This is a genomic window from Calidifontibacillus oryziterrae (assembly GCF_000331575.1).
GTDB lineage: Bacteria > Bacillota > Bacilli > Bacillales > Bacillaceae_J > Calidifontibacillus_A > Calidifontibacillus_A oryziterrae.
Map to the genome: position 1 here is coordinate 468,244 of NZ_KB223527.1, position 21,376 is coordinate 489,619.

Consider the following 21,376-nt stretch of genomic DNA (forward strand, 5'->3'; position numbering starts at 1 on the left):
AATAATCATAAATTAAGCGAAGGTGATAAGAATGGTAGCTAAAGATTGGTCAAAGGATTTAGAGCATGATGACTATGAAAACAATATAGATTTCATTATTGAGGATGCAGTAAAAGCCGTTGAGCAAACATCGATTGGCCATTATGTAAATCTTGTAACCTCAAATACATTCGGCAACCCAGATTCGTATTTAACACCGGTTTTAGATGCACGATTCGGAAAGAAAATTAGGACTAAGTTTATCGATCAATGTGGTTGTGGCGGTTACGTACTAAGGGTGTGGAAATTAGCATGAAAATAAGTGAAGAAGTATTAACTACATTTGAAAATCGTCAAGTTGTCGTTAATGTTTATGAAGATGAAGAACTTGTAAAGAGAGAAGGATTTTTCTTTGATTCAATAACAATTTCAGAAAGGAATATAAATTTTGTAAAAAACAACACTAATAAGCTCTCAATTGAGTACACTCCTTTTAATGAATTTGTGAAAGGCGATACGTTTAAAGATTATTTCATTCTAAAAAACGGTAATAACTACATTGAGATTTATTTCCCTTAAAATTTAAAACGAGCTATAGCAAGCTCGTTTTAATTTACACAAAAATATGTAATAGGAAGAAACCTAAAAATACAAACGCCATTCTCAAATGGAATTTCCTTCGAAACCCTGATGCCTTTTTTCGACGAAGCCATCCACTATATAGATGGATCACTAAGATGCAAATTGCCACAAAACCACTTAGTTTTTTCATATGAAAAACACCATATGGATGAAAATAAATCATGATAACTGCATGAATGGTAATGATTGCCGTGGCTGTGATCCCGATCGGCACATGCGCCTTCATCAGTTTCCGTGAAAACAGCGCTAGGTTCTTTTTTAAATCCTTCCGCTTACTTTTTTTGATAATTAAAAAAATGAAAAACATATTCACATTAATTAAAAACAAAAGAACAGCAATAACTGCAAATGATTGACCAATACTTAGAATCGGTGAATGGTATTCTTCGTTCCAAAAACTTAAAAATATAATAATAAAAATGAACAACAAATTACTAATGATCCATCCTCGCATCGAATCCCACCATTAATCAAGATCTTTCAAATGTATTTGCTTTGTAAAAATTGCTATATAGTAAAAAAGGCCACCCCTAACAGTAGAGATAGCCTTCTAGATGAATATTATTTTTAGTTTCAACCCATCAAATTACGAATTAACTTTCATTTACTATTTTATTTTTTACCGATTGCCACACGCCATACATCAGGACCTTCTTCAAGGTATTCCCAAGTGAATTGATCCTGTCTTTCCATCATAAATTGATATTGTAAAGGACGTGGATCATGGTCGTTTGTTAATTCCATGAATTCCCCAGATTTTAACTCATCAAACGTTTTAAAAATCATTGGGTGCTTCTCTCTTGGCGGAAAATCTGGTGCATTTATCTTAGCTGCAAATTGTAACATGTTGTTGTCCCCCTTTAAAAGATCTACATTGTACACTTTTATTATAAATACTAGTTCACCCGTAAGGTGTGGTCTATATCACTTGTTTAGATGCTATTATATCCCACCTTCTAATGAGCTATTCTTCATCAATTGCTAAATCTTTAACTGGTAAAGCTTCTCCATCTTTATGTGTTGGCTTACGCAAATTCAATAATGCCTTTACGCTAACAATCACTATTCCAACAACGCCTAGCAAGAAAATTGTGTCCGGTATCGCACGGATCGTGATCAATTGTTGAACAGTATCTTGTTGCAAAAACAATTCAGGCGAACGAGATGCCCAATAGCCTTCCTTAAATGCCATTTTTAATTGCATGAAGCCAACAGGAAGTAATGAAATAATAATCATACCTGCTAAACCAATATTTAATAGCCAGCAAGAAATTTTAATAAGTTTGTCATTCCATTTGTCGGGTTTTACAATATTTCGCAATGAGAATAATAGAACGGCAATCGCAAACATTCCATATACACCCATCATTGAACCATGTCCATGTGCTGGTGTTAAGAATTGACCATGTTCAAAATAGCTTACTGCTGGCAAGTTAATTAAGAAACCTAATACGCCTGCCCCAACTAAGTTCCAAATACCTACAGAAATTAAAAACCAGAACGTTGACTTATAAGGGAAATCATGACCGCCATCACGCATAATCTTATAGTGTTCATAAGCCTCTAATATTAACAATGTTAACGGAACTACTTCAAGTGCTGAGAAAACTGCTCCTAATCCAATCCAGGCTTCAGCAGAGCCGTTGTAGTAGTAATGGTGACCGATGCCAATTACACCACTTCCCATTAGTAAAGTTAATTGGAAATAGAGGGCTTTTACAGTTGAACTTTTTGTAACTAAGCCTAGTTGTACTAATAAGAAACCGATAATAACAACTGCAAAAACTTCGAAAATTCCTTCTACCCATAAGTGAATAATCCACCAACGCCAATAATCTGCCATTGTAAAATGTGTATCTGGATTAATTAATAATGCAAATACATAGAATAAAGGAACAGCAATAGCTGCATAGAATAATAAGTGAATCAATCCACCTTTATCAGTTTCCCGCTTCAAACCACTTTTAATACCTCTAAATACTAGGAATAACCATATGCTCATTCCGGCGATTAATACTAGTTGCCATACACGGCCAAGCTCGATATACTCCCAACCATTGTGACCAAATAAGAACCAAAGGTTACCTAACTTTCCATTTGCTCCTAACCACTCACCAATCATACTTCCGAACACTAGCACTACTAAAGCCCAAAATAACACATCTACTAATAATCCTTGCTTCTTTGGTTCGTGTCCACCTACTAATGGTGCAACATATAAACCCATTCCGAGCCATGCTGTTGCGATCCAGAATACTGCCAATTGCAGGTGATAACCTTTCGTAATTGAGAATGGTAAAACGTCATGTATCCATTTAATTCCAAAGAAACTATCAGGTTCAATATAGTAGTGTGCTAATAACGCACCAAACATTGCTTGAATAAAGAATAATATTGAAACAACTGCAAAATACTTACCGGTTTTAACTTGTGATGGTGTTACCGGTTGATTTTGTAAATCAATCTTTGGAAAATTACTATCTTTATATGCAGGGTGCATATCTAAGTGATAACGGTAGAAAATAAATAAAATGATACCAATGAATAAAACTAATAACGTTACACTAACGCCACTCCACCATACTGCTGAAAATCCCATTGTATTACCGGCATCTTCATAGTAAGGCCAGTTATTTGTATAAGTAATTTCGTCACCTTGGCGTAATGTACTGGATAACCAAGCAGTCCAGAAGAAGAAGTCAGCGATTTGTGTGATTTGATCCCCTTCTGCTACATATGCTCGGTTACTCTCTGGCATGTGTTCTTCCTTAATTAATCCAGCTTTTAATCCCCAATTATCACCATTTGTAAATACATCTTTATAATAAGTTCTAACTTGTTCAAGTCCATACACTTGCGCAGCTGTTAATGGTAAAACATCCTTCGCTGCATCATAACGATTTTCCCGCATTTCTGTTATGACTTGTTCTTTAATGATGTTCTGTTCATCTGCTGCTAACTGTTTGTATAATTGACCATATATTTCATTTGCTTTGTAATCCTGCATTCCTTCTGTATACACTTTTAAGCTTTCCGCAGTGTAGTCTGGTCCCATATAAGATCCATGACCAAGCACAGTTCCATAATCCATTAAAGCATACTTTTGAAACACTGCTTGCCCGCCCATGATTGTCTCTTTCGTTAGTAACACATCACCATTTTCATTTGTTACCTCTAATGGCCTAGGAGCATTTTCTTTAAATATCCAATAACCCCCAACCAATAAAACTGTAAAGGATATGAGTAATGTGAAAACTAAAACAGATTTCATAAAGCCATTCTTTTTCTTTGGCTTACTATTTGATCCCCCATATGTATCTAGTTTCCTAGCTTCCATCTTTTTCACTCCAATTAAAATTCTAATCTTCTGGCATGCCGTCGACATTCAAATCATAGCACCACCTCGTTAAACCCTTCTGTGATTCACAACAATAGTAAGGTGTGTTTTTAATCACTGTCCGCATAGTGTTAACGTTGTAAAATATTCAAGAATGTAAATTTTCGAAGAAACTGGGGTTGGCGGTTTTTATGGAGCGAATAACTACTCATTTAAAAAAACTCCCGCTATTTAGGGAACTTGATGACCAAGATTTAAAAGAATTCAATAAAATTATGAAACTTCGTCATTATAAATCTAAAATGACCGTTTACATGCAGGATGATATTTTTAATCGTGTCTTTTTTATTTTAAAAGGAAAGATTAAAATTTTTAAAAATGATATGACGGGTAAAGAGCAAATAGTTAGCATTTTACAAAGTGGCGATATGTTCCCATTAGCCGTATTTCTAAAAAATGGCAATTACCCAGCGAATGCACAAGTGCTTGAAGATTGTACATTAATTACGATTAATATAGAGGATTTAGAAAAAATTTTGGTTAGTCACGCTGAAATAAGCATAAAATTATTTAGATTGATGGGTGAAAGAATTATCGAATTGCAGGACCGTTTAGAAGAACAAATATTACATAATACAACAGAGCAAATCATTCTATTACTTCTGCGATTGTGCAAAAGCTATGGCCAAAAAGGTACAAACGATGAATTTGTGTTACATACTCATTTTACAAATAGACAGCTTGCTAACATGGTAGGCTCAACTAGAGAAACAGTTAGTCGAACTTTAAACAAACTAAAAAAACAAAAACACTTATATTTTGATGAAAAAGGATTCCTCCACCTCTATCCGGAAAAACTTAAAGCTGAAGTTTACTAGTGTGTTACTCCTCATTTTCTGTTAAAATACTAATAACTATCTTCACTTACTAAATAGGGATTAGGAGGAAACTATAGTGGGGGAAACGAAACAAGTTCACACGATTTGCGGTTACTGCGGTACTGGCTGTGGACTAATACTCGAAATTGAAGATAACAAAATTAAGAAAATTAGAGGAGATAAAGACGCTCCTGTTAATAAAGGTCAAACATGTGTTAAAGGTGCTTTTGCCTTTAATTATGTTCATGCTGAGGAAAGACTACGTTCACCGCTTATCCGAAAAGCCGATAAGTTAGTTGAAACAACGTGGGATGAAGCTTTACAATATGTAGCTAATAAGCTTGGTAAGATTAAAGCTGAGTTTGGCCCAAATGCAATTTCAATGTTTGCTTGTGCGCGAACAACAAATGAGTCTAACTTTATTACCCAAAAATTTATGAGAACAGCTATTGGCAGTAACAATATCGATGGCTGTAATCGTACTTGACACGCTCCAAGCGTTGCCGGTCTGGCAACTGTATTCGGAGATGGTGCTCCAACAAACACATTGGATGATTTTGATGATGCAGACGTCTTACTTCTGATGGGTTCTAATACGACTGAAGCGCACCCGATCATTGCAAATCGGATGAAAAAAGCTGCGAAAAACGGTTTAAAAATAATTGTAATTGATCCACGAAAAATTGATATGGTTAAAGCGGCTGACCGTCATTTGCAAATCAAAGTAGGTACAGATATTGCGTTTATGAACGCCATGATGCATATGATTCTAAAAGAAAAACTATACGATGAAGCGTTTATAACTAAAGTCACATTAGACTTAGACAAGTTACAAAAGCAGGTTGAACGGTATACTCCAGAATATGCAGCTTCTATTACTGGTCTTACAGCAGAAGAGATTGTACAAACAGCACGGGATTATGCGACAGCTCCAAATGCAATGGTTGCTTACACATTAGGGATTACGGAGCATCATTGTGGAGTTAACAACGTTTTCGATATTGCTAATCTTGCCCTTTTAACCGGTCATGTCGGTAAAAAAGGAAATGGAATTATGCCACTCCGTGGTCAAAACAACGTTCAAGGAGCCGGCGATATGGGCTGCCTTCCAAATCAGCTTACCGGCGCTCTTCCGATTACAAACGAAAGCTATCGTATACGCTTTGAGGAAGCTTGGAATGTAAAACTTGATGCAAAAGTTGGCGATACACAAACAAGGACATTCGATCGAATGGAAGCCGGTGAAGTAAAAGCACTGTATGTAATTGGTGAAAACCCATTAATGGCTGATGTTAACATGTCACATACGAGAAAGTTATTAGAAAGATTAGATTTGCTCATCGTTCAAGATATTTTCCTGACGGAAACTGCACAAATGGCTGATGTCGTTTTCCCTGCTAAATCATGGGGAGAAGTAGAAGGGACGTATACAAATACAGAACGTCGTGTTCAACGTGTCAGAAAAGGCATAGACGCTGACCCTAATGTGAAAGAAGACTGGGAAATCCTTTGTGAGTTATCAACGATGATGGGATATCCAATGAGCTATGAATGTAGTGAACAAATCTGGGATGAAGTACGTGAGTTGGCACACGAAATGTATGGCGGTATGTCATATGAGCGTCTAGATCAAAGTGGTTTACATTATCCGTGTCCTACTATTGATCATCCTGGAACGTTTATTATGCACGAACATTTACATGACGAATCTACTAGCGGACGGAAATCACCATTCATTCCTGTAGACTTTACAGAACCAATCGAATTGCCGGATGCGGACTATCCATTTATGCTTACAACAGGAAGACGCTATGAATCATATAATACACATTCACAAACACGTTACTATCCTGATAATGTGAAAATAAAGCAAAAGGAAGAAACGGTTGATATTCATCCAGAAGATGCTAGTTCGTTAGGAATTAATGACGGAGAAGTCGTTGAAGTATCTTCACGAAGAGGTTCATTACAAGTGAAAGCAAAAATTACAGATCAGGTTGTCCCTGGCTTAGTATTTATGAGCTTCCATTGGAGCGAAGTTCCTACTAATGTATTAACAATTAATGAATTTGACCCGATTTCAGGTACTGCAGAATTCAAGGCATGTGCGGTGAACATTCAAAAATTGATGTAACAATTAACGAGTTCACCCCAATTTCAAGTACTGCTGGATTGAAGGCATGGGCTGTGAACATTCAAAAATTGTAATTAAACATCTTTCTTAGATAATTGCGTGTTCCGTGAAGAAAACAAATTATTTTAGATAATTTTTGCATAATATTACTTGTTAAATAGATTTAATGAAGTATTAAAATTTGAGCAGTCCGCAATCGGACTGCTCGTTTTACATATTTTGCAATGTATAATCGATTATATTGATAGAACGTTCAATTCGTCGATAGAACACCAAAGTATATTGATAGAATGTCCAATTATATTGATAGAACCATTAATTTCGTTGATAGGATGCCTTATTTGGTTAGTAGAATTCCCAATTCAGTAAATTAGGGGGTGAATAAGTAGATTCAACAAGACATTTCGGCATTTTACCCATATGGTTTGGCATTTTACCCATATGGTTTGGCATTTTACCCATATATCTGTGCATTTTACCCATATATCTGTGCATTTTACCCATATATCTGAGCACCTTACCCATAAATCTGAGCACCTTACCCATAAATCTGAGTACTTTACCCACATGGTTTGGCATTTTACCCATATATCTGTGCACTTTACCCATATATCTGTGCACTTTACCCATATATCTGAGCACTTTACCCATATATCTGAGCACCTTACCCATATGTTTAAAATTACACTTCTTAATTAAGCACCCATTTAGAGATAATACTATTGTCCTCGCTTTCTCCGAACTGTAACGGTTTCGCCACCAATTCCCCAGTTATCAGTATCTACTTCATCTATGACAACTACGGTTGTTTGTGGGTTTTTTCCAAGTACATCTCGTAATAAATTAGTAGCTCCTTCAATTAATTGTCTCTTCTGCTCTGGTGTTGCTCCCTCTTTTGTAATTTTAATATTTACGTATGGCATATACATCTTCCTTTCGTTTATTTATATTTTTAATAAAAACCCGGCCAACAATCAATACAATTACAGCTAGGAGTAGTACACCTGATGCTAGACCTAGTGCAATTGTGTATTGACCGTATTTTGCTACTAAAACACCGGCAGCGATTGGACCAATTACCATCCCAATACCGTAAATCGTGGTCATGATTCCGATTACTAAATTGCTATTTCTAGGCTGGAGCTCACGAGCGTATGAAGTGGCTAAAGATGTAATCCCCATAAAAGTAGCACCAAATAAAAACGCCCCTACTAAAGCACCGCTAGCATTAAACATTATAACGGGTAAGACAACGCCGACCGCTTGAATGAGCAATGCAATATTTAATGCATTTATGTAACCAAACCGCTCTCCGAGTTTAACCCATAGAAAAGTTGAAGGTATTGCTGCAATCCCAACAAATACCCAACTTAATGCTGCATACTGGGACAGCGAAGGAATGCCCTTTACAATATCGACTATAAATGTTGCACTTACGATATAACCTAACCCCTCTAATCCATATGCAATAATAAGCCACGGTAAAAAATTAGCTATCTTGCCTTTTCCCGCCTCTATATTACTAGTATTAAAGGTTTCAATCATTGAATGGTTGTCATCCTTGAGCGTGAATAGAACGACAAAGCCTAGAAATAATGAAATAATAGCTAAACTAAACCATGCTCCTCTCCAACCGAAAAACGAGTCTAACAATGGAACAACAAGCCCAGTCATAAATATTCCAATTCCTACTCCACTATAGAAAAACCCAACCCATGTCAAGCGACCTTTTGCTGCAAGAATGTCTAATAATATACTAGACGTAAGAACAAAGATTAATCCACTAGTAATACCAGCTATAAATCTTAGAAAAAGCCAAGCATAATAGTCTGTTGAAAACCCCATCCACGCAACAGACAAGATATTAATGAATAGCGTCCAGGTTAGCCACTTCTGTTTACGTGCTCCCCCGTTTATGAAACTAGCCAATAAAGCCCCAACGAGATAACCTAAATAATTACTAGAAGCTAAGATGCCAGCAGTTTTCTCAGAAAAACCAATAGCTTCCTTCATAAGTGGTAAAATCGGTGTGTAAGCAAAGCGGCTAACGCCCATTGCAATGATTAAAGAACAAATCCCCCCAATTACAGGCAATACTGGCCGTTTAGACATTCTTTTTTCATAACCCCCTTTCGCTATGTCAAGTTTAATTGTATAGTAGAATTGCTATTATGAATAGTGAATGTTTTTGATTATAGATATCAAAATATTTGATATCTATATTTATACAAATATTTTTTGATTTACAAAGATAGGAGTGATTCCATTTGGATACCACTAGTTTAGAAGTATTTCGTACAGTTGCACAAAAGGGTAGCATCAGTAAAGCTGCTCTTTCTTTAAATTTTGTCCAATCAAATGTAACTGCCAAAATAAAACAATTAGAGAAAGAACTGAACACTCAAGTTTTTTATCGACATAGCCGAGGAGTATCCCTTACACCATCAGGAAAAACATTGCTAGAGTATACAAACAGAATTATGTTTCTTTTTGATGAAGCTCGTAAAGCTGTTCAAGACTCACATATTCCTAAAGGACCACTTTCAATAGGATCAATGGAAACGACTGCAGCTGTTAGACTTTCTCCTATTTTAGTAGCTTACCATCAAAACTACCCAGATGTTGATCTATCAATTAAGACCGGTCCAACTGAAGATCTTATTCAATCCGTACTTCGTTATGATTTAGATGGTGCCTTTGTAGCAGGGCCTGTCCATCATCCGGAAATCGTTCAAAAAGCTTTCATTGAGGAAGAATTGGTATTAATATCTGATTCCAAACTAACCTCAAAATCTGTGATTGAAAATATTAATAATAAAACAATCCTCGTTTTTCGACCTGGATGTTCCTACCGGGCAAAACTGGAGGAGTGGTTACGGAGTACAGGAAATTTTCCAATTAAAATAATGGAATTTGGTACACTTGAAGCTATATTAGCTTGTGTAATGGCGGGAATGGGAATTTCTCTCCTTCCAAAATCAGTTATTGAGAACTTAGATCATAATAAATTTCACTATTATTCAATTCCTGAAAATTTCAGAAAGACGACTACAGTCTTTATTCACCGAAATGATCTTTATAAGACAAGTGCAATAACAAAGTTTTTAGAAATGATAGAAACTACAAAAAATGACTAAAAATTAATTATTCAGTAGTTTGTTTTCACCTATTTTTCACTCACTATTGCTATACTCAAAACTAAAAATGGTACACTAAACGAAAGAAAGAACTTGAAAGGAGTTCTGCAACATGAACATTCTTCTTGCTGAGGACGATGTCGGATTAGGTGAACTAATTCAATATATGTTAATAAAAAGTAACTACAATATAGATTGGGTTGAACGCGGTGATGATGCCTACGATTACGCAGTTAGCTCGCATTATGATGTTATCATTTTAGACTGGATGATGCCTGGCGAGGACGGTGTAACTGTTTGTAAACGGTTGCGGACGGAAGGATATTCAGGAGCAATTCTAATGCTTACTGCAAGAGATTCTGTTCAAGACCGGATTGAAGGACTGGATTCTGGTGCAGATGATTATCTTATAAAGCCTTTTGAAATTGAGGAGCTGCTGGCGCGCTTGCGGGCACTTTCAAGGCGGAACTATGCACCTATAAAAGAAGAAATAGTTGAAATTGATGATTTTGTGCTTAATCGATCAAGCCAAACCGTACAACGAGGTAGTACCATCATTCAACTTACTCCTAGGGAATTTCAGTTACTTGATTTATTAGTACAAAATAAGGGACAAGTTCTGACACGGGACATGATTCTTGACAGAGTGTGGGGATATGATGCAGATGTATCGTATAAAGCAATTGATGCTACTGTTAAATTGTTACGGAAAAAGCTAGATGCATTTGGAAAGCCTGATCAAATCCAAAGTATCCGAGGAGTTGGCTATCGACTTGAAGTTTAAATTACGGTCATTTTTACAACGGAGCTTTCATAATGATTTGTTTAAAAAGACACAATTTCGTTTGACATCATTATATAGCGGCTTATTAATATTATTCCTAGTATTATTTATCATCATCGTTTATTCCTTATTTTATACAGTCATGCTTACAGAACAAAAACATGAAACAAAAGCATTAGCAAGAGATGAGGCAAGAATCATTACGGAGTTTTTAATTCGGGATCAAGAAGATCCTAGCTATAGAAATCCAGGAATAATTGTCGCTCGAGAAGAGCAGTTTTTCTACTATGTCGTTAATACAAATTTTGAGTTTTTACTAGGGGACGAATTAATACCTGAAACACGTAATAATCTCCTTACTATAATAAATAATTGGAATTTTGACCGAGATGAATTTTTATTCGATTCCATAAATGTTACAGTACCTAAAAGTGATGGAGAACTATTATATAATCAAGATGGAACACCTTTATTTGAAACAGAAATTAGAACGATTGATTTGATGATGACAAGCCATCCACTTATATACAATGGACAAATCCTCGGAACAGTATTTATTGGTAAGGATATATCTTTTTTTCATGAATTATTAAGAGGATTATTAGTAGTGCTATTGGCAATTGCAATATTGTTTTTCGGAGTCGCTTTTTTTATTAGTTATATCATGTCAAAACGGACAATGGTGCCGATTTCCGAGGCATTTACTAGACAACGTGAATTTGTAGCTGATGCTTCTCATGAGCTAAGGACCCCCCTAAGTGTTCTACTTTCATCAATCAATGCAATTGAAATGACTGAGCCATTCGAACAAAATAGTTATCCACGAAAACTATTAAGTAATATGAAAGAAGAAGTAAAGAGGATGAGCAAATTAGTAGGTGACTTATTAACAATTGCACGATCGGGTACTAGTACAATGGAGATTGTGAATAAAGAAATTTTTGATTTTCATGATCCTGCTGAAAAAGTGATTCAATCCGTTCAGGCACTAGCTGACACAAAGCAAATTACGATTCATTTTAATGCTCCCAATTCACTTACCATTAATGGGGATTTAGAAAAACTAAAACAACTGTTATACATTTTATTGGATAATGCCATTAAATACACGCAAAATGGTGGAGCTGTCCACGTAGCGCTTGAAATGAGAGGCGATGAGAAGGAATCGGCCCTTGTTATTGAAGTGAAGGATACCGGCATCGGAATCAGCTTAGAAGATCAACAACGAATTTTTGATCGTTTTTATCGCGTTGATAAAGCAAGAACTAGACAGTTAGGCGGCCATGGTTTAGGACTATCGATTGCAAAATGGATTGTAGATATTCACGGTGGGACGATTCGTGTTACTAGTGAATTAAATCGAGGAAGTACATTTACAGTATGTATTCCCACCACTTTACATTAAACAAAACTATGACGAGTTAGTTTAGTCACGATTCTACTATTCATTAACCCAAGTATCTCGAAATTTTATTATTTTTTGGAGACTTTTTTCTAGCTTTTCACTATATTTTCACCGTTCTTTATTAAGATAAGGACAAATGCCCAGTTAATTATATATTGTACGGACCCGATTACCTTTTTAGAGACAATCGGGTTTTTTATTTCCGTTTATTGCACGGTGTGATTCCTATAAGCTCGATTTTCTTCCTTAAACGCACTTGTGTAGTTCGCTTTCGTTTCGTTAGCAAATATCACATTTGTTCACTTAGCTTTATTGCAGTCTCCGTTATCTTTAAATCCGTTTGTAATTGTTCCGTTAAATCATAAGGGTGATAAAACCCTCGTGACATCATATAATTTGTAATCATCTCATGTGTTGTGACTGCATTTCTAAGTTCCTCTCGTAATGTTGCTCTTACTGCAGGTGTTGCGCTTTCAGTAATAGCAAATGCTATATTCCGGATACTTGCTTTTGCTGAAATTAAAAAATCAGTAGCAATCACTTGATCCGTCATACCCCCCATTCCCATCAAACTTTTTACTAAGTTATTCATAATCGTTACTCCTATCCGTAATTAGTTCTTGTAATCGCTGAACAAATATTTTGCTGGATTTCACATCATTTGCAAAGATCGTTTTTAGCTTAGGATCTTGAACTAAACCAACCATCGTAATAGATTTTGTTAAACATAAATTTTTAAAAACTAGAAGCTCATGAACCTCTAATGTCTCATGTAAGCCCATATATCTAGTCATAAAAATACTCCTTCATTTTTTAGTTTGTATTTTATATTATGTACAAAATTGCAGCAATACTTAGTGGTATTTTTAGTGGTATTTATTGTAAAAAAACTAACAATGACAGAATTCAGTATAAAGCAAACAAAATAAAGCAAATTAACATTTAATAAGCATTTGTTTATAGGGGGTGTTGATTTGGAAAAAATACCTTTAGGTTTCCATGAAACAATGGATACACACGAAATGATAAACTTTAAAACTATATGTTTAATGAAAGCAAAATTGATGCAAGGCCTTTGTTTTGATAATGATTTAAAAGCACTTATGGAAAAAGATGTGAAACAATCAATTGAAGATATTCAAGAGCTTAAAGAACTATATAAGAAAGCAAGGACACTATAATGGTGAGGTGAAATCTTAAATGAATCAAGATTACTTGGATCCAAAATATGCGGAAGGAATGCCCAAAATGGCTGACGCAGCTTTTGCTTTAGACTTTTTATCATCTATTAAAACGGCAATAAGATATTATGCTATTACGATAACTGAAACAGCAAGTTCTGACTTAAGAAGAGCATTATTTCGACAAATGGATGCTGCAATTGACTTGCATGGTGAAGTAACAGATTTAATGATTGAAAAAGGCTGGCTTTATCCGAATGATGTTAATAAACAAATCGAGCTAGACTTAAAATCAGCTGATATGGCAATTAGTATAGCAAAATTGGAGCTCTTCCCTATTGATACAGACCGGCTTGGTACATTTGCAACACCTAATCAATAAGACTAGGAGGAAATCTGAATGAAGGCAGTGACATATCAAGGCATAAAAGACGTTGCCGTGAAAGAAGTCCAAGACCCTAAAATCGAAAAATCAGATGATATTATCGTGAAGATTACAAGTTCGGCAATATGCGGGTCTGATTTACATTTAATTCACGGGATGATTCCAAATACACCTGAAGATTATATTATCGGTCATGAACCAATGGGAATTGTTGAAGAGGTTGGTCCAGAAGTTACGAAATTAAAAAAGGGAGATCGTGTCATTATTCCTTTTAATGTAAGCTGTGGTGAATGCTGGTACTGTAAACACGATCTAACAAGCCAATGTGACAATTCGAACCCTCACGGTGATATGGGTGGTTTTTTTGGCTACTCTGGAACAACCGGTGGGTATCCCGGTGGGCAAGCAGAATACTTACGGGTCCCTTATGCAAATTTTACTCCATTCAAGTTGCCTGATGACAGTGAGGTTGATGATGAAAAATTAGTGTTGTTAGCAGATGTTGTGCCAACTGCATATTGGTCAGTTGATAACGCTGGGGTGAAGGATGGTGACACTGTAATCGTCCTTGGCTGTGGCCCTGTAGGTCTTCTTGCTCAAAAATTCTCCTGGTTAAAAGGTGCAAAACGAGTCATTGCCGTTGATTATATCGATTATCGTTTGCAGCATGCAAAACGGACTAACAATGTTGAAATCGTAAATTTTGAATCTGAAAAAAATATTGGAAATCATCTGAAAGAAATCACCAAAGGTGGTGCTGATATCGTCATTGATTGTGTAGGAATGGATGGGAAAATGACTCCACTTGAATTTTTAGCAACTGGCTTAAAGCTACAAGGCGGTTCAATGGGAGCAATTGTAATCGCTGCCCAAGCTGTTCGAAAAGGTGGAACGATCCAAATCACAGGTGTTTATGGCTCACGATACAATGCGTTTCCACTAGGTGATATATTTCAACGTAATGTCAATATCAAAACAGGACAAGCACCTGTCATCCCATACATGCCTTTTCTTTACAAATTAATTCAAGAAGGAAAGATAGATCCAGGTGATATTATTACCCACGTTCTACCATTGGATCAAGCTAAAAAAGGGTACGAAGTCTTCGATACGAAAACAGATGGCTGTATTAAAGTAATCTTAAAACCTTGATAAGCTAGTTAACTGTTCGAATGCAAATACAAAAAGAGCATTCCTAAATGAATGGAAATGCTCTCTTTAGTATTTTATCCAATAAATTTTTCCAATCCTTTAAACTCGAGCTCTGCAAATTTATCAAATACTTTAGAACGATCGATGGTCAACATTGCTACTTGAGGTGGGCAGCTGACAGGTACACCACGATGAATTGTTGCAAGTTTACGAGAAAGATGTAGCATTTCTAAATCCTGCTCAATTTTTGCACGCTGTCCTTTCGTTAAAGAATGTAAATTTTCTAAAATGCCTTCGATCGTTTCAAATTCCTGCAATAATTTTAATGCAGTTTTTTCACCAATTCCACGAACGCCAGGGTAATTATCGCTACTATCACCCATTAACGCCTTTAAATCGATCAATTGTTGCGGTCTAATTCCTTTTCGTTCAACTAGTAATTCAGGATGATATACTTCATAATTACCATAACCATTTTTTAATAGTACAACATGTGTATTTTCATCAATTAACTGAAGAATATCCTGGTCCCCAGTTAAAATATATACTAAATAGTCATGTTTATACTGATTGGCCAACGTTCCGATACAATCATCTGCTTCAAATCCTTTTAAACCAACATTCGGGATGTCAAAGGCAGCAACCACATCTTTAACTAAATCAAATTGCGGAATCAACTCTACTGGGGGCTCGCCACGATTAGCCTTGTAATCAGGGTATAGCTCTTTCCGAAAAGTAGTACTCCCCATGTCCCAACAGCAAACGACATGACTTGGTTTAAAGTGATTTACAGCCGTCAGTAAATGACGGACAAAACCATGAATACCATTTGTAGGGATTCCTTTACTATTTATCATATAATAACCGCTCATCGCAGTTGCATAAAATGCTCGAAATAATAATGCCATTCCGTCAATAAGTAATACCTTATTGTCTCGTTTCAATTGTTTCTCTCCTTTCAAACGAAAATCGAAATAATAAAATCTATCAGCACAATAGTTCATATTATATCATATTTCCGTTATTCGACCGTACTCCAAAAGTTTCTACAAATTTAACCAACTAATTTCTATGATTCGACCATCTAAAGTGCAAATAAGTATATAATAATTATACAAGTATACGGAAGGATTTGCTTATTATGGAACCAGTCATTAATCAACCAAACGTCGTTGATGTGAAAAAAAAGAATAAGTATTTACTAGAATATGAAACCCGTGAAAAAATTATTGAAACGATTCGAACTGATTCACAGCCAGATGCCTATTATTACATCATGGTTGTTCTTTCTTGTTCAGTTGCTACATATGGTCTACTTTCAAACAGTACAGCTGTTATTATTGGAGCGATGTTAATTGCTCCATTGATGAATCCAATCTTAGGTGGCGGACTTGCATTAATTACAGGGAACAATCGCTTATTAAGAGTGACCATCAAAGCAGAACTTATGGGGGCCGTCATTGCCATTATTTTATCAACACTATTAACGCTTTTATTACCTGTCTCCCATTTAACGCCTGAAATACTAGCACGGACAGAGCCGACTTTCATCGATTTAATTATTGCGCTTGCATCTGGTGCTGCAGGAACTTATGCAATTTGTTATCGTTCGGGAGCTACCTTACCAGGAGTAGCTATTGCTACAGCATTAATGCCACCATTATGTGTTGTTGGAATTTCTTTAGCGAAACAAGAATTCCAAATGGCAGGCGGAGCATTATTATTATTTATCGCAAACATGGTAGCTATTAATGTCATTGCTATCTTAATCTTTAAATTTGCTGGATTTACGACACCATCGATTTCGAAGTATTTAAACTTACATGTGAGCGAAGACAAAAATACATATTTTTCTCGTTTAGTTGAAAATAAAATTATATATCCAATTACGCTATTGCTGCTTGTATCGATACCACTCGTCATTCTATTGAATGGGTCAATTGAAGCTGATAAAAAAGAAAAGCTTATACGTGGTGCGATCGAGGAAGGACTTGCTGTATTAGCCCCAGATGCTAAAATTGTCTCGTTACAATATACAGAGGCTGAAAATTCCTTTCAAATTAATACAGAGCTTAATTCTGCCCAAATTATTCTTCCAGAAGATATACGTAAAATCGAAAATAGTCTTGAATATAAGCTAACAGCACCTGTACACTTAGTAGCTGATGTTTCAATCATTCAGAAAGTTAGCAATGAGGCTTCCACGGATGGACTTAAATCTTTGCTTCCTAAGCCTGAAAAAGAGGTCGTAACTGTCGTCCAAACAGAGGCCGGTACACCAGAGGAAATAATTGAACAAGTCATCATAGAAAAGTTAGCACTTTTTAACGGGGTGTTGGACGATTTTAGCTTTGAATATAGACGTGGAACAGGAACATATAACGTTTTACTAAATGTTACTACACCTGAACCGTTGGACCAAAAGTTTGTTGTAACGATTGAGAATGTGTTAGAGGAAAAATTAAAAAGAAAGGTTATTGCAACCTTACAAGAAGAAATAGAACCACCCCTTGTTGAAAATGAAGACATAAAGGATTTAGATCCTTCTGAACAAAAGGACAAACCGTTTGTGAAGGATCTCGAACCTAATCTAGACAATAAAGAACAGACCGAACCAGGACCTGAAGAATTAAATGCGGGTGAAATCGTGCCTAGAAACAAAAAATAGGATGTTTCATGCTAATAATCATTCTAAATCTTACTAAAAAGTTCAAGTTCCCCTCATAAATTTACCTTTTATGTACAATCTAAATTTAGGAGGGATGAATAATGGCAGGACCATATTTATGTCCTAATTGCGGAACAAATCGCTCAAGGTTTAATATTATTGAACAGGTAGCGAAACCTGTTAAAATGGATTCCCAATCTGGAGATGTCGTTCAAGAATATACGAATGAAACGCTTGACCCTTTCCATATTCCATACCGGGGACCCGCTTATAAAGTCCAATGTGGTGTATGCGGTTTAATTGAGGATGAACGCCAATTTGCAAGCTTTGCCAAAAACTCTCGTCGTTAAAAGGACGGGAGTTTTTTATGATGGCCAAAAACAAAAGCTATAAGCGCCCTGATTCGCGACGTATAAACTAAGAGCGCTTCGACTGAGATAAACAAAACACGTCGAGGGACGAGTCGATGTTGACTTATCGCAAAAGAGATGAGCGAAGTTTACTAGTCGCTGGGCGCTGGAGCTGGACGATTACTTTCTGTGCTATAGTTTTTATCCACAGGATCAAATTTTATACTTTCCTAAACAAAATCTAAAGTTATAAGCTATGACTTTTTAAAGCATACTAAATTCGATTGATTCAAAAAAGCTTCAATCAACAATAAATTAAATATCAACATCACGATTAACACAGCCAAAAAAAATAATGGAGGGTTAAAATCATGGCAAGAACCAAAACATCTGCAAGCCATCATGAGGCACAACAAAAACAAGTGCGCAACACAAAAGTAGAAATTGCCGAAGAATTTGTAACAGATGTAAAAGAAGAAAATCAAATTGCAAAAAAACGGTCAAAGCAACAAAGAAAACGAAGCAGCGAACCAACAGATGCAAAAAGCAAAAATGTAAAAGGACCGCGCTAATATACATCAGGTTCCATAATCTACAACAGGTCCCAGGACCGGGTCAGGGACGTCCCGGGGCGGGTGCCAGGGTGGTGTCCATAGTAGTGTCCATAGAGGTTCCTGACCCCTCCATTTATTGGTAATCATTTGCAAATTCCGTGCTTATGAGCATAAATTGCGGCTTGAGTCCGATCGTCCACTCCTAGCTTACTTAAGACGTTGCTAACATGAGTTTTTACTGTCTTGATTCCAATGAATAGTTGATCAGCTATTTCCTGGTTCGTTTTCCCTTCAGCAATCAGTTGTAGGATTTCCATTTCTCGAGGGGTACATTGAAGGTGTGGAGCATCCTGATTTTCTCCACCCATCATTCTCGTCAAAATTTTACTTGTAACCTTCGCTTCAAAAACTGTTTGGCCACGGTACGCTTGTTGGATAGCCTGAACAATATCGGGTGCTCTTGAAGTTTTTAACAAATAGCTAAATGCCCCCGCTTCAATCACAGGGTAAACTTTTTCGTCATCAATAAAACTTGTTAAAACGATCACCTTGCCTTTTGGATGAACTTTACGAATTCTTCGCGTTGCTTCTATTCCATCCATTCCTTCCATAACTAAATCCATTAAAATGACATCGGGCTTAAACTGCTCAGCGAGTTGAACACCTTCTGCACCATTCGAAGCTTCTCCGACAACCTCAATCATTGGCTCAGTTGCTAAATAAGCAGCTAAGCCCATCCGTACCATTTCATGATCATCCACTAATAAAACTTTAATGATTTCCTCCATGCCTTTACACCTCACTTGAGCGGCAATATTGGTACCGTGACTTCAATCATTGTACCCTGTCCTGGTGCCGTCGATAATGTCATCACTCCACCAATTTCGGCTGCTCGTTCTTTCATTAGTGACATTCCATAAGAGGATGTTTTCGTTTCATCCTCGTTGAAACCTATGCCATCATCCGTGATCTTTAAGCGAATTTGATCATTTACAACAGTTAAGCGAACCTCGACATTTTCTGCCTTTGCATGCCGTAATATATTTGAAAGCGCTTCTTGGACAATCCGAAATAAGTGGTCTTCGATTGCTTTTGTAACGGTATTTGGTAATTCAGCTAGTTTCCAAGAAAACTGGATATTTTGATGCTTTTCTAAAAACTCAGCTAAAAGCCCGCGAATTCCTTCATTGAGTGTCTTCCCTTCTAAATGAGCAGGCCGTAAATGCAGCAGTAAAGCGCGCATTTCCGATTGTGCAGTTGCTGCCATCTCTTCAACTAATTCTACCTGTTGGGATGCCTTTTCTGGATTCAGTTGTACAGTTCTTTTTAACGCCGCCATTGTCATCGAAATCGCAAATAGCTGTTGACTAACTGCATCATGAAGCTCACGGGCGAGACGTTGTCGTTCTTCGATAATTGCAGCTTCCTTAACTTGATCTGCTAGTTCTGCGTTATGGGTAGACAGTCTTTGCAATGAACTAACTTGTTCTTGAAATCTTTTTGCCATTTCATTAAAATGACGCCCAAGTTCCCCAATTTCGTCACGACCTAAATCTGGTATTCTTGTTGCAAGATTGCCACGTTCAAGCTTTATCGTTGATTGCAATAAAGTTTCAATCCGCTTTTTTAAGAGGTTCCCTTGAATGTAGCCCCATACTATTCCAACGAAAGCAGCGACAAAACTCATTACAATAATCATAAAAATTGCAAATAGTAAACCAGGATACGCTGGAATAGAAAGATTCAAGTATTGCAATGACCAGCTTTGTAAAGCATCAATAGAAAAAGCAAACTCCCATAAAACGAAGAAAACAACAGCGCCGAACAAAACTGAAGTAACAGCTGCTTGTGAATATTGCCGAATAAATTGCCATTGAATATTTGTCAATTTACGATCTGGCATCACTTTACATCCTTTACAAGTAATTTACGTCAATATCACCAATGAATAAATTAATTACAATTTCCACCCGTTTAACAGCGGTACGATAGTTAGCTGTTTCAACGGTCGTCGTTTGATTTATGCCACCTTCTTTATTACCGAATATTTCAATTTCACCTATACTAACCCTAGCTATAATTGTCACATCAAGGTCATATGGGACATAAATATCAACATCGCCTATCCAGCCATTTATGAGAAGAGTTGACTTTTGTTCAGTAATATTTGCCCGCGAAAGGTCAATTTTCACCTCACCTAATCCATACCAAATATCCATATCTTTTAATTCCCAACGCGAATCCGTTAAAAAACAGTTTCCAATGAGTGAATGTTTCTTCTGCGGGGTTAAAAACCTATAATTGTTATAGGAATCGTTTATATTTTGTGAAAATGTATTTTCATTATTGCCATTATTATGGTCATTACTGATTTGTTCATTATCATTTTGTTCAGTAACTTTTTGATCACTGAAATTGGTAGCATGTTTATTTACTTCATGAATGAAAGGGGCCGAGGTAGTCTTTTTATTTTCGTATGAATTCTCTTCTTGCTTTTTGCGGATTAGCCGATACCCAAAATAAATAAAAGCAAAAGCAAAAATAAAACCAATAATATCCCCAATATCAATATTTAAAAAATTTAAAAGTCCAAGGATAAAAAATATATAAGCAATCACTTTCTTTTTCTTTCTATAAAAATAATAACCAAGTAAGATCAGAACGAGCGGAAAAATGCTGCCACCATCAATATGAAAGCCAAGACTGTTTAGCAGAATAACTACTCCAATGTAAATAATTAAAAGTCCAAAAATTAATGGAATGATTCTAGACTCTTTCACATTTTCCACC

At 36.2% G+C, this 21,376-nt stretch carries 24 protein-coding genes; 13 read left to right on the forward strand and 11 right to left on the reverse strand.

Features of this window, described 5'->3' with window-relative positions; translation table 11 throughout:
* The first annotated feature begins 31 nt into the window (after positions 1–31).
* Together D612_RS0110840 and D612_RS18295 are read left to right on the forward strand one after the other, a co-directional pair.
* The gene (locus D612_RS0110840) at positions 32–295 is read left to right on the forward strand and encodes a CGCGG family putative rSAM-modified RiPP protein (protein ID WP_017755494.1); all 264 of its coding nucleotides are present in this window, start codon (positions 32–34) and stop codon (positions 293–295) included.
* A complete protein-coding gene (locus tag D612_RS18295) occupies positions 292–558 on the forward strand; it encodes a hypothetical protein (protein WP_017755495.1) in 267 nt (88 codons plus the stop codon). Before D612_RS0110840 ends, D612_RS18295 begins: the two co-directional genes overlap by 4 nt.
* 34 nt (positions 559–592) lie before the next feature.
* Here D612_RS18295 and D612_RS0110850 read toward each other — a convergent pair whose 3' ends face one another.
* The 3 genes from D612_RS0110850 to D612_RS0110860 form a co-directional block, all read right to left on the reverse strand.
* Positions 593–1,075, reverse strand: coding sequence for a hypothetical protein (locus tag D612_RS0110850; RefSeq protein ID WP_017755496.1), 483 nt, complete (start codon positions 1,073–1,075; stop codon positions 593–595).
* Positions 1,076–1,233: 158 nt separating this feature from the next.
* Positions 1,234–1,467: a DUF2249 domain-containing protein gene (locus D612_RS0110855; RefSeq protein ID WP_017755497.1), complete on the reverse strand. Its 234-nt coding sequence runs from the start codon at positions 1,465–1,467 to the stop codon at positions 1,234–1,236.
* Positions 1,468–1,585: 118 nt separating this feature from the next.
* A complete protein-coding gene (locus D612_RS0110860) occupies positions 1,586–3,958 on the reverse strand; it encodes a nitric-oxide reductase large subunit (RefSeq protein ID WP_017755498.1) in 2,373 nt (790 codons plus the stop codon).
* 191 nt (positions 3,959–4,149) lie between these two features.
* Between D612_RS0110860 and D612_RS0110865 the strand changes: the two genes are divergently transcribed.
* Together D612_RS0110865 and fdhF are read left to right on the forward strand one after the other, a co-directional pair.
* Positions 4,150–4,836 (forward strand): Crp/Fnr family transcriptional regulator, encoded by a 687-nt coding sequence (locus tag D612_RS0110865; protein WP_017755499.1) that lies wholly within the window; start codon positions 4,150–4,152, stop codon positions 4,834–4,836.
* Between the two features lie 76 nt (positions 4,837–4,912).
* On the forward strand, positions 4,913–6,970 hold the full coding sequence (gene fdhF, locus D612_RS19980; protein ID WP_407637462.1) for a formate dehydrogenase subunit alpha: 2,058 nt from the start codon (positions 4,913–4,915) through the stop codon (positions 6,968–6,970).
* A 719-nt stretch (positions 6,971–7,689) separates the two neighbouring features.
* Here the strand turns inward: fdhF and D612_RS0110885 are convergent.
* Positions 7,690–7,893, reverse strand: coding sequence for a tautomerase family protein (locus D612_RS0110885; RefSeq protein ID WP_017755503.1), 204 nt, complete (start codon positions 7,891–7,893; stop codon positions 7,690–7,692).
* Complete coding sequence (locus tag D612_RS0110890; protein WP_017755504.1) at positions 7,874–9,082, reverse strand: YbfB/YjiJ family MFS transporter; 1,209 nt, start codon at positions 9,080–9,082, stop codon at positions 7,874–7,876. The genes D612_RS0110885 and D612_RS0110890 overlap by 20 nt, the downstream gene beginning before the upstream one ends.
* A 155-nt stretch (positions 9,083–9,237) precedes the next feature.
* On the opposite strand from D612_RS0110890, the gene D612_RS0110895 reads away from it, so the two are divergent.
* From D612_RS0110895 to D612_RS0110905, 3 genes are all read left to right on the forward strand, one after another.
* Complete coding sequence (locus D612_RS0110895; protein ID WP_017755505.1) at positions 9,238–10,107, forward strand: LysR family transcriptional regulator; 870 nt, start codon at positions 9,238–9,240, stop codon at positions 10,105–10,107.
* A gap of 112 nt (positions 10,108–10,219) precedes the next feature.
* A complete protein-coding gene (locus D612_RS0110900; protein ID WP_017755506.1) occupies positions 10,220–10,891 on the forward strand; it encodes a response regulator transcription factor in 672 nt (223 codons plus the stop codon).
* Positions 10,881–12,296: a sensor histidine kinase gene (locus tag D612_RS0110905; RefSeq protein ID WP_017755507.1), complete on the forward strand. Its 1,416-nt coding sequence runs from the start codon at positions 10,881–10,883 to the stop codon at positions 12,294–12,296. Before D612_RS0110900 ends, D612_RS0110905 begins: the two co-directional genes overlap by 11 nt.
* A gap of 289 nt (positions 12,297–12,585) precedes the next feature.
* Here D612_RS0110905 and D612_RS0110910 read toward each other — a convergent pair whose 3' ends face one another.
* A complete protein-coding gene (locus tag D612_RS0110910) occupies positions 12,586–12,888 on the reverse strand; it encodes a spore coat protein (protein ID WP_017755508.1) in 303 nt (100 codons plus the stop codon).
* A complete protein-coding gene (locus D612_RS0110915; RefSeq protein WP_017755509.1) occupies positions 12,881–13,090 on the reverse strand; it encodes a hypothetical protein in 210 nt (69 codons plus the stop codon). Before D612_RS0110915 ends, D612_RS0110910 begins: the two co-directional genes overlap by 8 nt.
* Before the next feature lie 180 nt (positions 13,091–13,270).
* Between D612_RS0110915 and D612_RS0110920 the strand changes: the two genes are divergently transcribed.
* The 3 genes from D612_RS0110920 to D612_RS0110930 are packed head-to-tail and all read left to right on the forward strand — an operon-like array spanning position 13,271 to position 15,014.
* A complete protein-coding gene (locus tag D612_RS0110920) occupies positions 13,271–13,477 on the forward strand; it encodes a hypothetical protein (RefSeq protein ID WP_017755510.1) in 207 nt (68 codons plus the stop codon).
* Positions 13,478–13,496: 19 nt separating this feature from the next.
* Positions 13,497–13,859: a spore coat protein gene (locus D612_RS0110925; protein WP_017755511.1), complete on the forward strand. Its 363-nt coding sequence runs from the start codon at positions 13,497–13,499 to the stop codon at positions 13,857–13,859.
* A gap of 18 nt (positions 13,860–13,877) precedes the next feature.
* Positions 13,878–15,014 (forward strand): zinc-dependent alcohol dehydrogenase, encoded by a 1,137-nt coding sequence (locus tag D612_RS0110930; RefSeq protein WP_017755512.1) that lies wholly within the window; start codon positions 13,878–13,880, stop codon positions 15,012–15,014.
* Between the two features lie 74 nt (positions 15,015–15,088).
* Here D612_RS0110930 and D612_RS0110935 read toward each other — a convergent pair whose 3' ends face one another.
* Positions 15,089–15,958, reverse strand: a complete 870-nt coding sequence (locus tag D612_RS0110935) for a 5'-3' exonuclease (RefSeq protein ID WP_017755513.1) — start codon at positions 15,956–15,958, stop codon at positions 15,089–15,091.
* Between the two features lie 197 nt (positions 15,959–16,155).
* On the opposite strand from D612_RS0110935, the gene D612_RS18760 reads away from it, so the two are divergent.
* The 3 genes from D612_RS18760 to D612_RS0110950 all read left to right on the forward strand — a co-directional run bounded on the left by D612_RS18760 (position 16,156) and on the right by D612_RS0110950 (position 18,604).
* Entirely contained in the window at positions 16,156–17,682 is a 1,527-nt protein-coding gene (locus D612_RS18760) for a TIGR00341 family protein (protein WP_017755514.1), read from the forward strand.
* A 101-nt stretch (positions 17,683–17,783) separates the two neighbouring features.
* On the forward strand, positions 17,784–18,032 hold the full coding sequence (locus D612_RS0110945; RefSeq protein ID WP_017755515.1) for a hypothetical protein: 249 nt from the start codon (positions 17,784–17,786) through the stop codon (positions 18,030–18,032).
* 371 nt (positions 18,033–18,403) lie between these two features.
* On the forward strand, positions 18,404–18,604 hold the full coding sequence (locus D612_RS0110950) for a hypothetical protein (RefSeq protein ID WP_017755516.1): 201 nt from the start codon (positions 18,404–18,406) through the stop codon (positions 18,602–18,604).
* 125 nt (positions 18,605–18,729) lie between these two features.
* Here D612_RS0110950 and D612_RS0110955 read toward each other — a convergent pair whose 3' ends face one another.
* The 3 genes from D612_RS0110955 to liaF are packed head-to-tail and all read right to left on the reverse strand — an operon-like array spanning position 18,730 to position 21,366.
* Positions 18,730–19,374: a response regulator gene (locus D612_RS0110955; protein WP_017755517.1), complete on the reverse strand. Its 645-nt coding sequence runs from the start codon at positions 19,372–19,374 to the stop codon at positions 18,730–18,732.
* 11 nt (positions 19,375–19,385) lie between these two features.
* Positions 19,386–20,489 carry a HAMP domain-containing sensor histidine kinase gene (locus tag D612_RS0110960; protein WP_017755518.1) on the reverse strand — a complete coding sequence of 368 codons (1,104 nt, stop codon included), beginning with the start codon at positions 20,487–20,489 and terminating at the stop codon, positions 19,386–19,388.
* Positions 20,490–20,502: 13 nt separating this feature from the next.
* A complete protein-coding gene (gene liaF, locus D612_RS0110965; protein WP_017755519.1) occupies positions 20,503–21,366 on the reverse strand; it encodes a cell wall-active antibiotics response protein LiaF in 864 nt (287 codons plus the stop codon).
* Positions 21,367–21,376: the final 10 nt, after the last annotated feature.

Bases quoted from the DNA above. Each gene is read 5' to 3' on its own strand.
- D612_RS0110865 (WP_017755499.1), top strand. From the start codon at position 4,150: ATGGAGCGAATAACTACTCATTTAAAAAAACTCCCGCTATTTAGGGAA.
- D612_RS0110855 (WP_017755497.1), bottom strand. From the start codon at position 1,467: ATGTTACAATTTGCAGCTAAGATAAATGCACCAGATTTTCCGCCAAGA.
- D612_RS0110960 (WP_017755518.1), bottom strand. From the start codon at position 20,489: ATGCCAGATCGTAAATTGACAAATATTCAATGGCAATTTATTCGGCAA.
- D612_RS0110945 (WP_017755515.1), top strand. From the start codon at position 17,784: ATGGCAGGACCATATTTATGTCCTAATTGCGGAACAAATCGCTCAAGG.
- D612_RS0110915 (WP_017755509.1), bottom strand. From the start codon at position 13,090: ATGACTAGATATATGGGCTTACATGAGACATTAGAGGTTCATGAGCTT.
- D612_RS0110890 (WP_017755504.1), bottom strand. From the start codon at position 9,082: ATGTCTAAACGGCCAGTATTGCCTGTAATTGGGGGGATTTGTTCTTTA.
- D612_RS0110910 (WP_017755508.1), bottom strand. From the start codon at position 12,888: ATGAATAACTTAGTAAAAAGTTTGATGGGAATGGGGGGTATGACGGAT.
- D612_RS0110885 (WP_017755503.1), bottom strand. From the start codon at position 7,893: ATGCCATACGTAAATATTAAAATTACAAAAGAGGGAGCAACACCAGAG.
- D612_RS0110900 (WP_017755506.1), top strand. From the start codon at position 10,220: ATGAACATTCTTCTTGCTGAGGACGATGTCGGATTAGGTGAACTAATT.
- D612_RS0110955 (WP_017755517.1), bottom strand. From the start codon at position 19,374: ATGGAGGAAATCATTAAAGTTTTATTAGTGGATGATCATGAAATGGTA.
- D612_RS0110925 (WP_017755511.1), top strand. From the start codon at position 13,497: ATGAATCAAGATTACTTGGATCCAAAATATGCGGAAGGAATGCCCAAA.
- D612_RS0110860 (WP_017755498.1), bottom strand. From the start codon at position 3,958: ATGGAAGCTAGGAAACTAGATACATATGGGGGATCAAATAGTAAGCCA.
- D612_RS0110930 (WP_017755512.1), top strand. From the start codon at position 13,878: ATGAAGGCAGTGACATATCAAGGCATAAAAGACGTTGCCGTGAAAGAA.
- D612_RS0110840 (WP_017755494.1), top strand. From the start codon at position 32: ATGGTAGCTAAAGATTGGTCAAAGGATTTAGAGCATGATGACTATGAA.
- D612_RS18760 (WP_017755514.1), top strand. From the start codon at position 16,156: ATGGAACCAGTCATTAATCAACCAAACGTCGTTGATGTGAAAAAAAAG.
- D612_RS0110850 (WP_017755496.1), bottom strand. From the start codon at position 1,075: ATGCGAGGATGGATCATTAGTAATTTGTTGTTCATTTTTATTATTATA.
- D612_RS18295 (WP_017755495.1), top strand. From the start codon at position 292: ATGAAAATAAGTGAAGAAGTATTAACTACATTTGAAAATCGTCAAGTT.
- D612_RS0110950 (WP_017755516.1), top strand. From the start codon at position 18,404: ATGGCAAGAACCAAAACATCTGCAAGCCATCATGAGGCACAACAAAAA.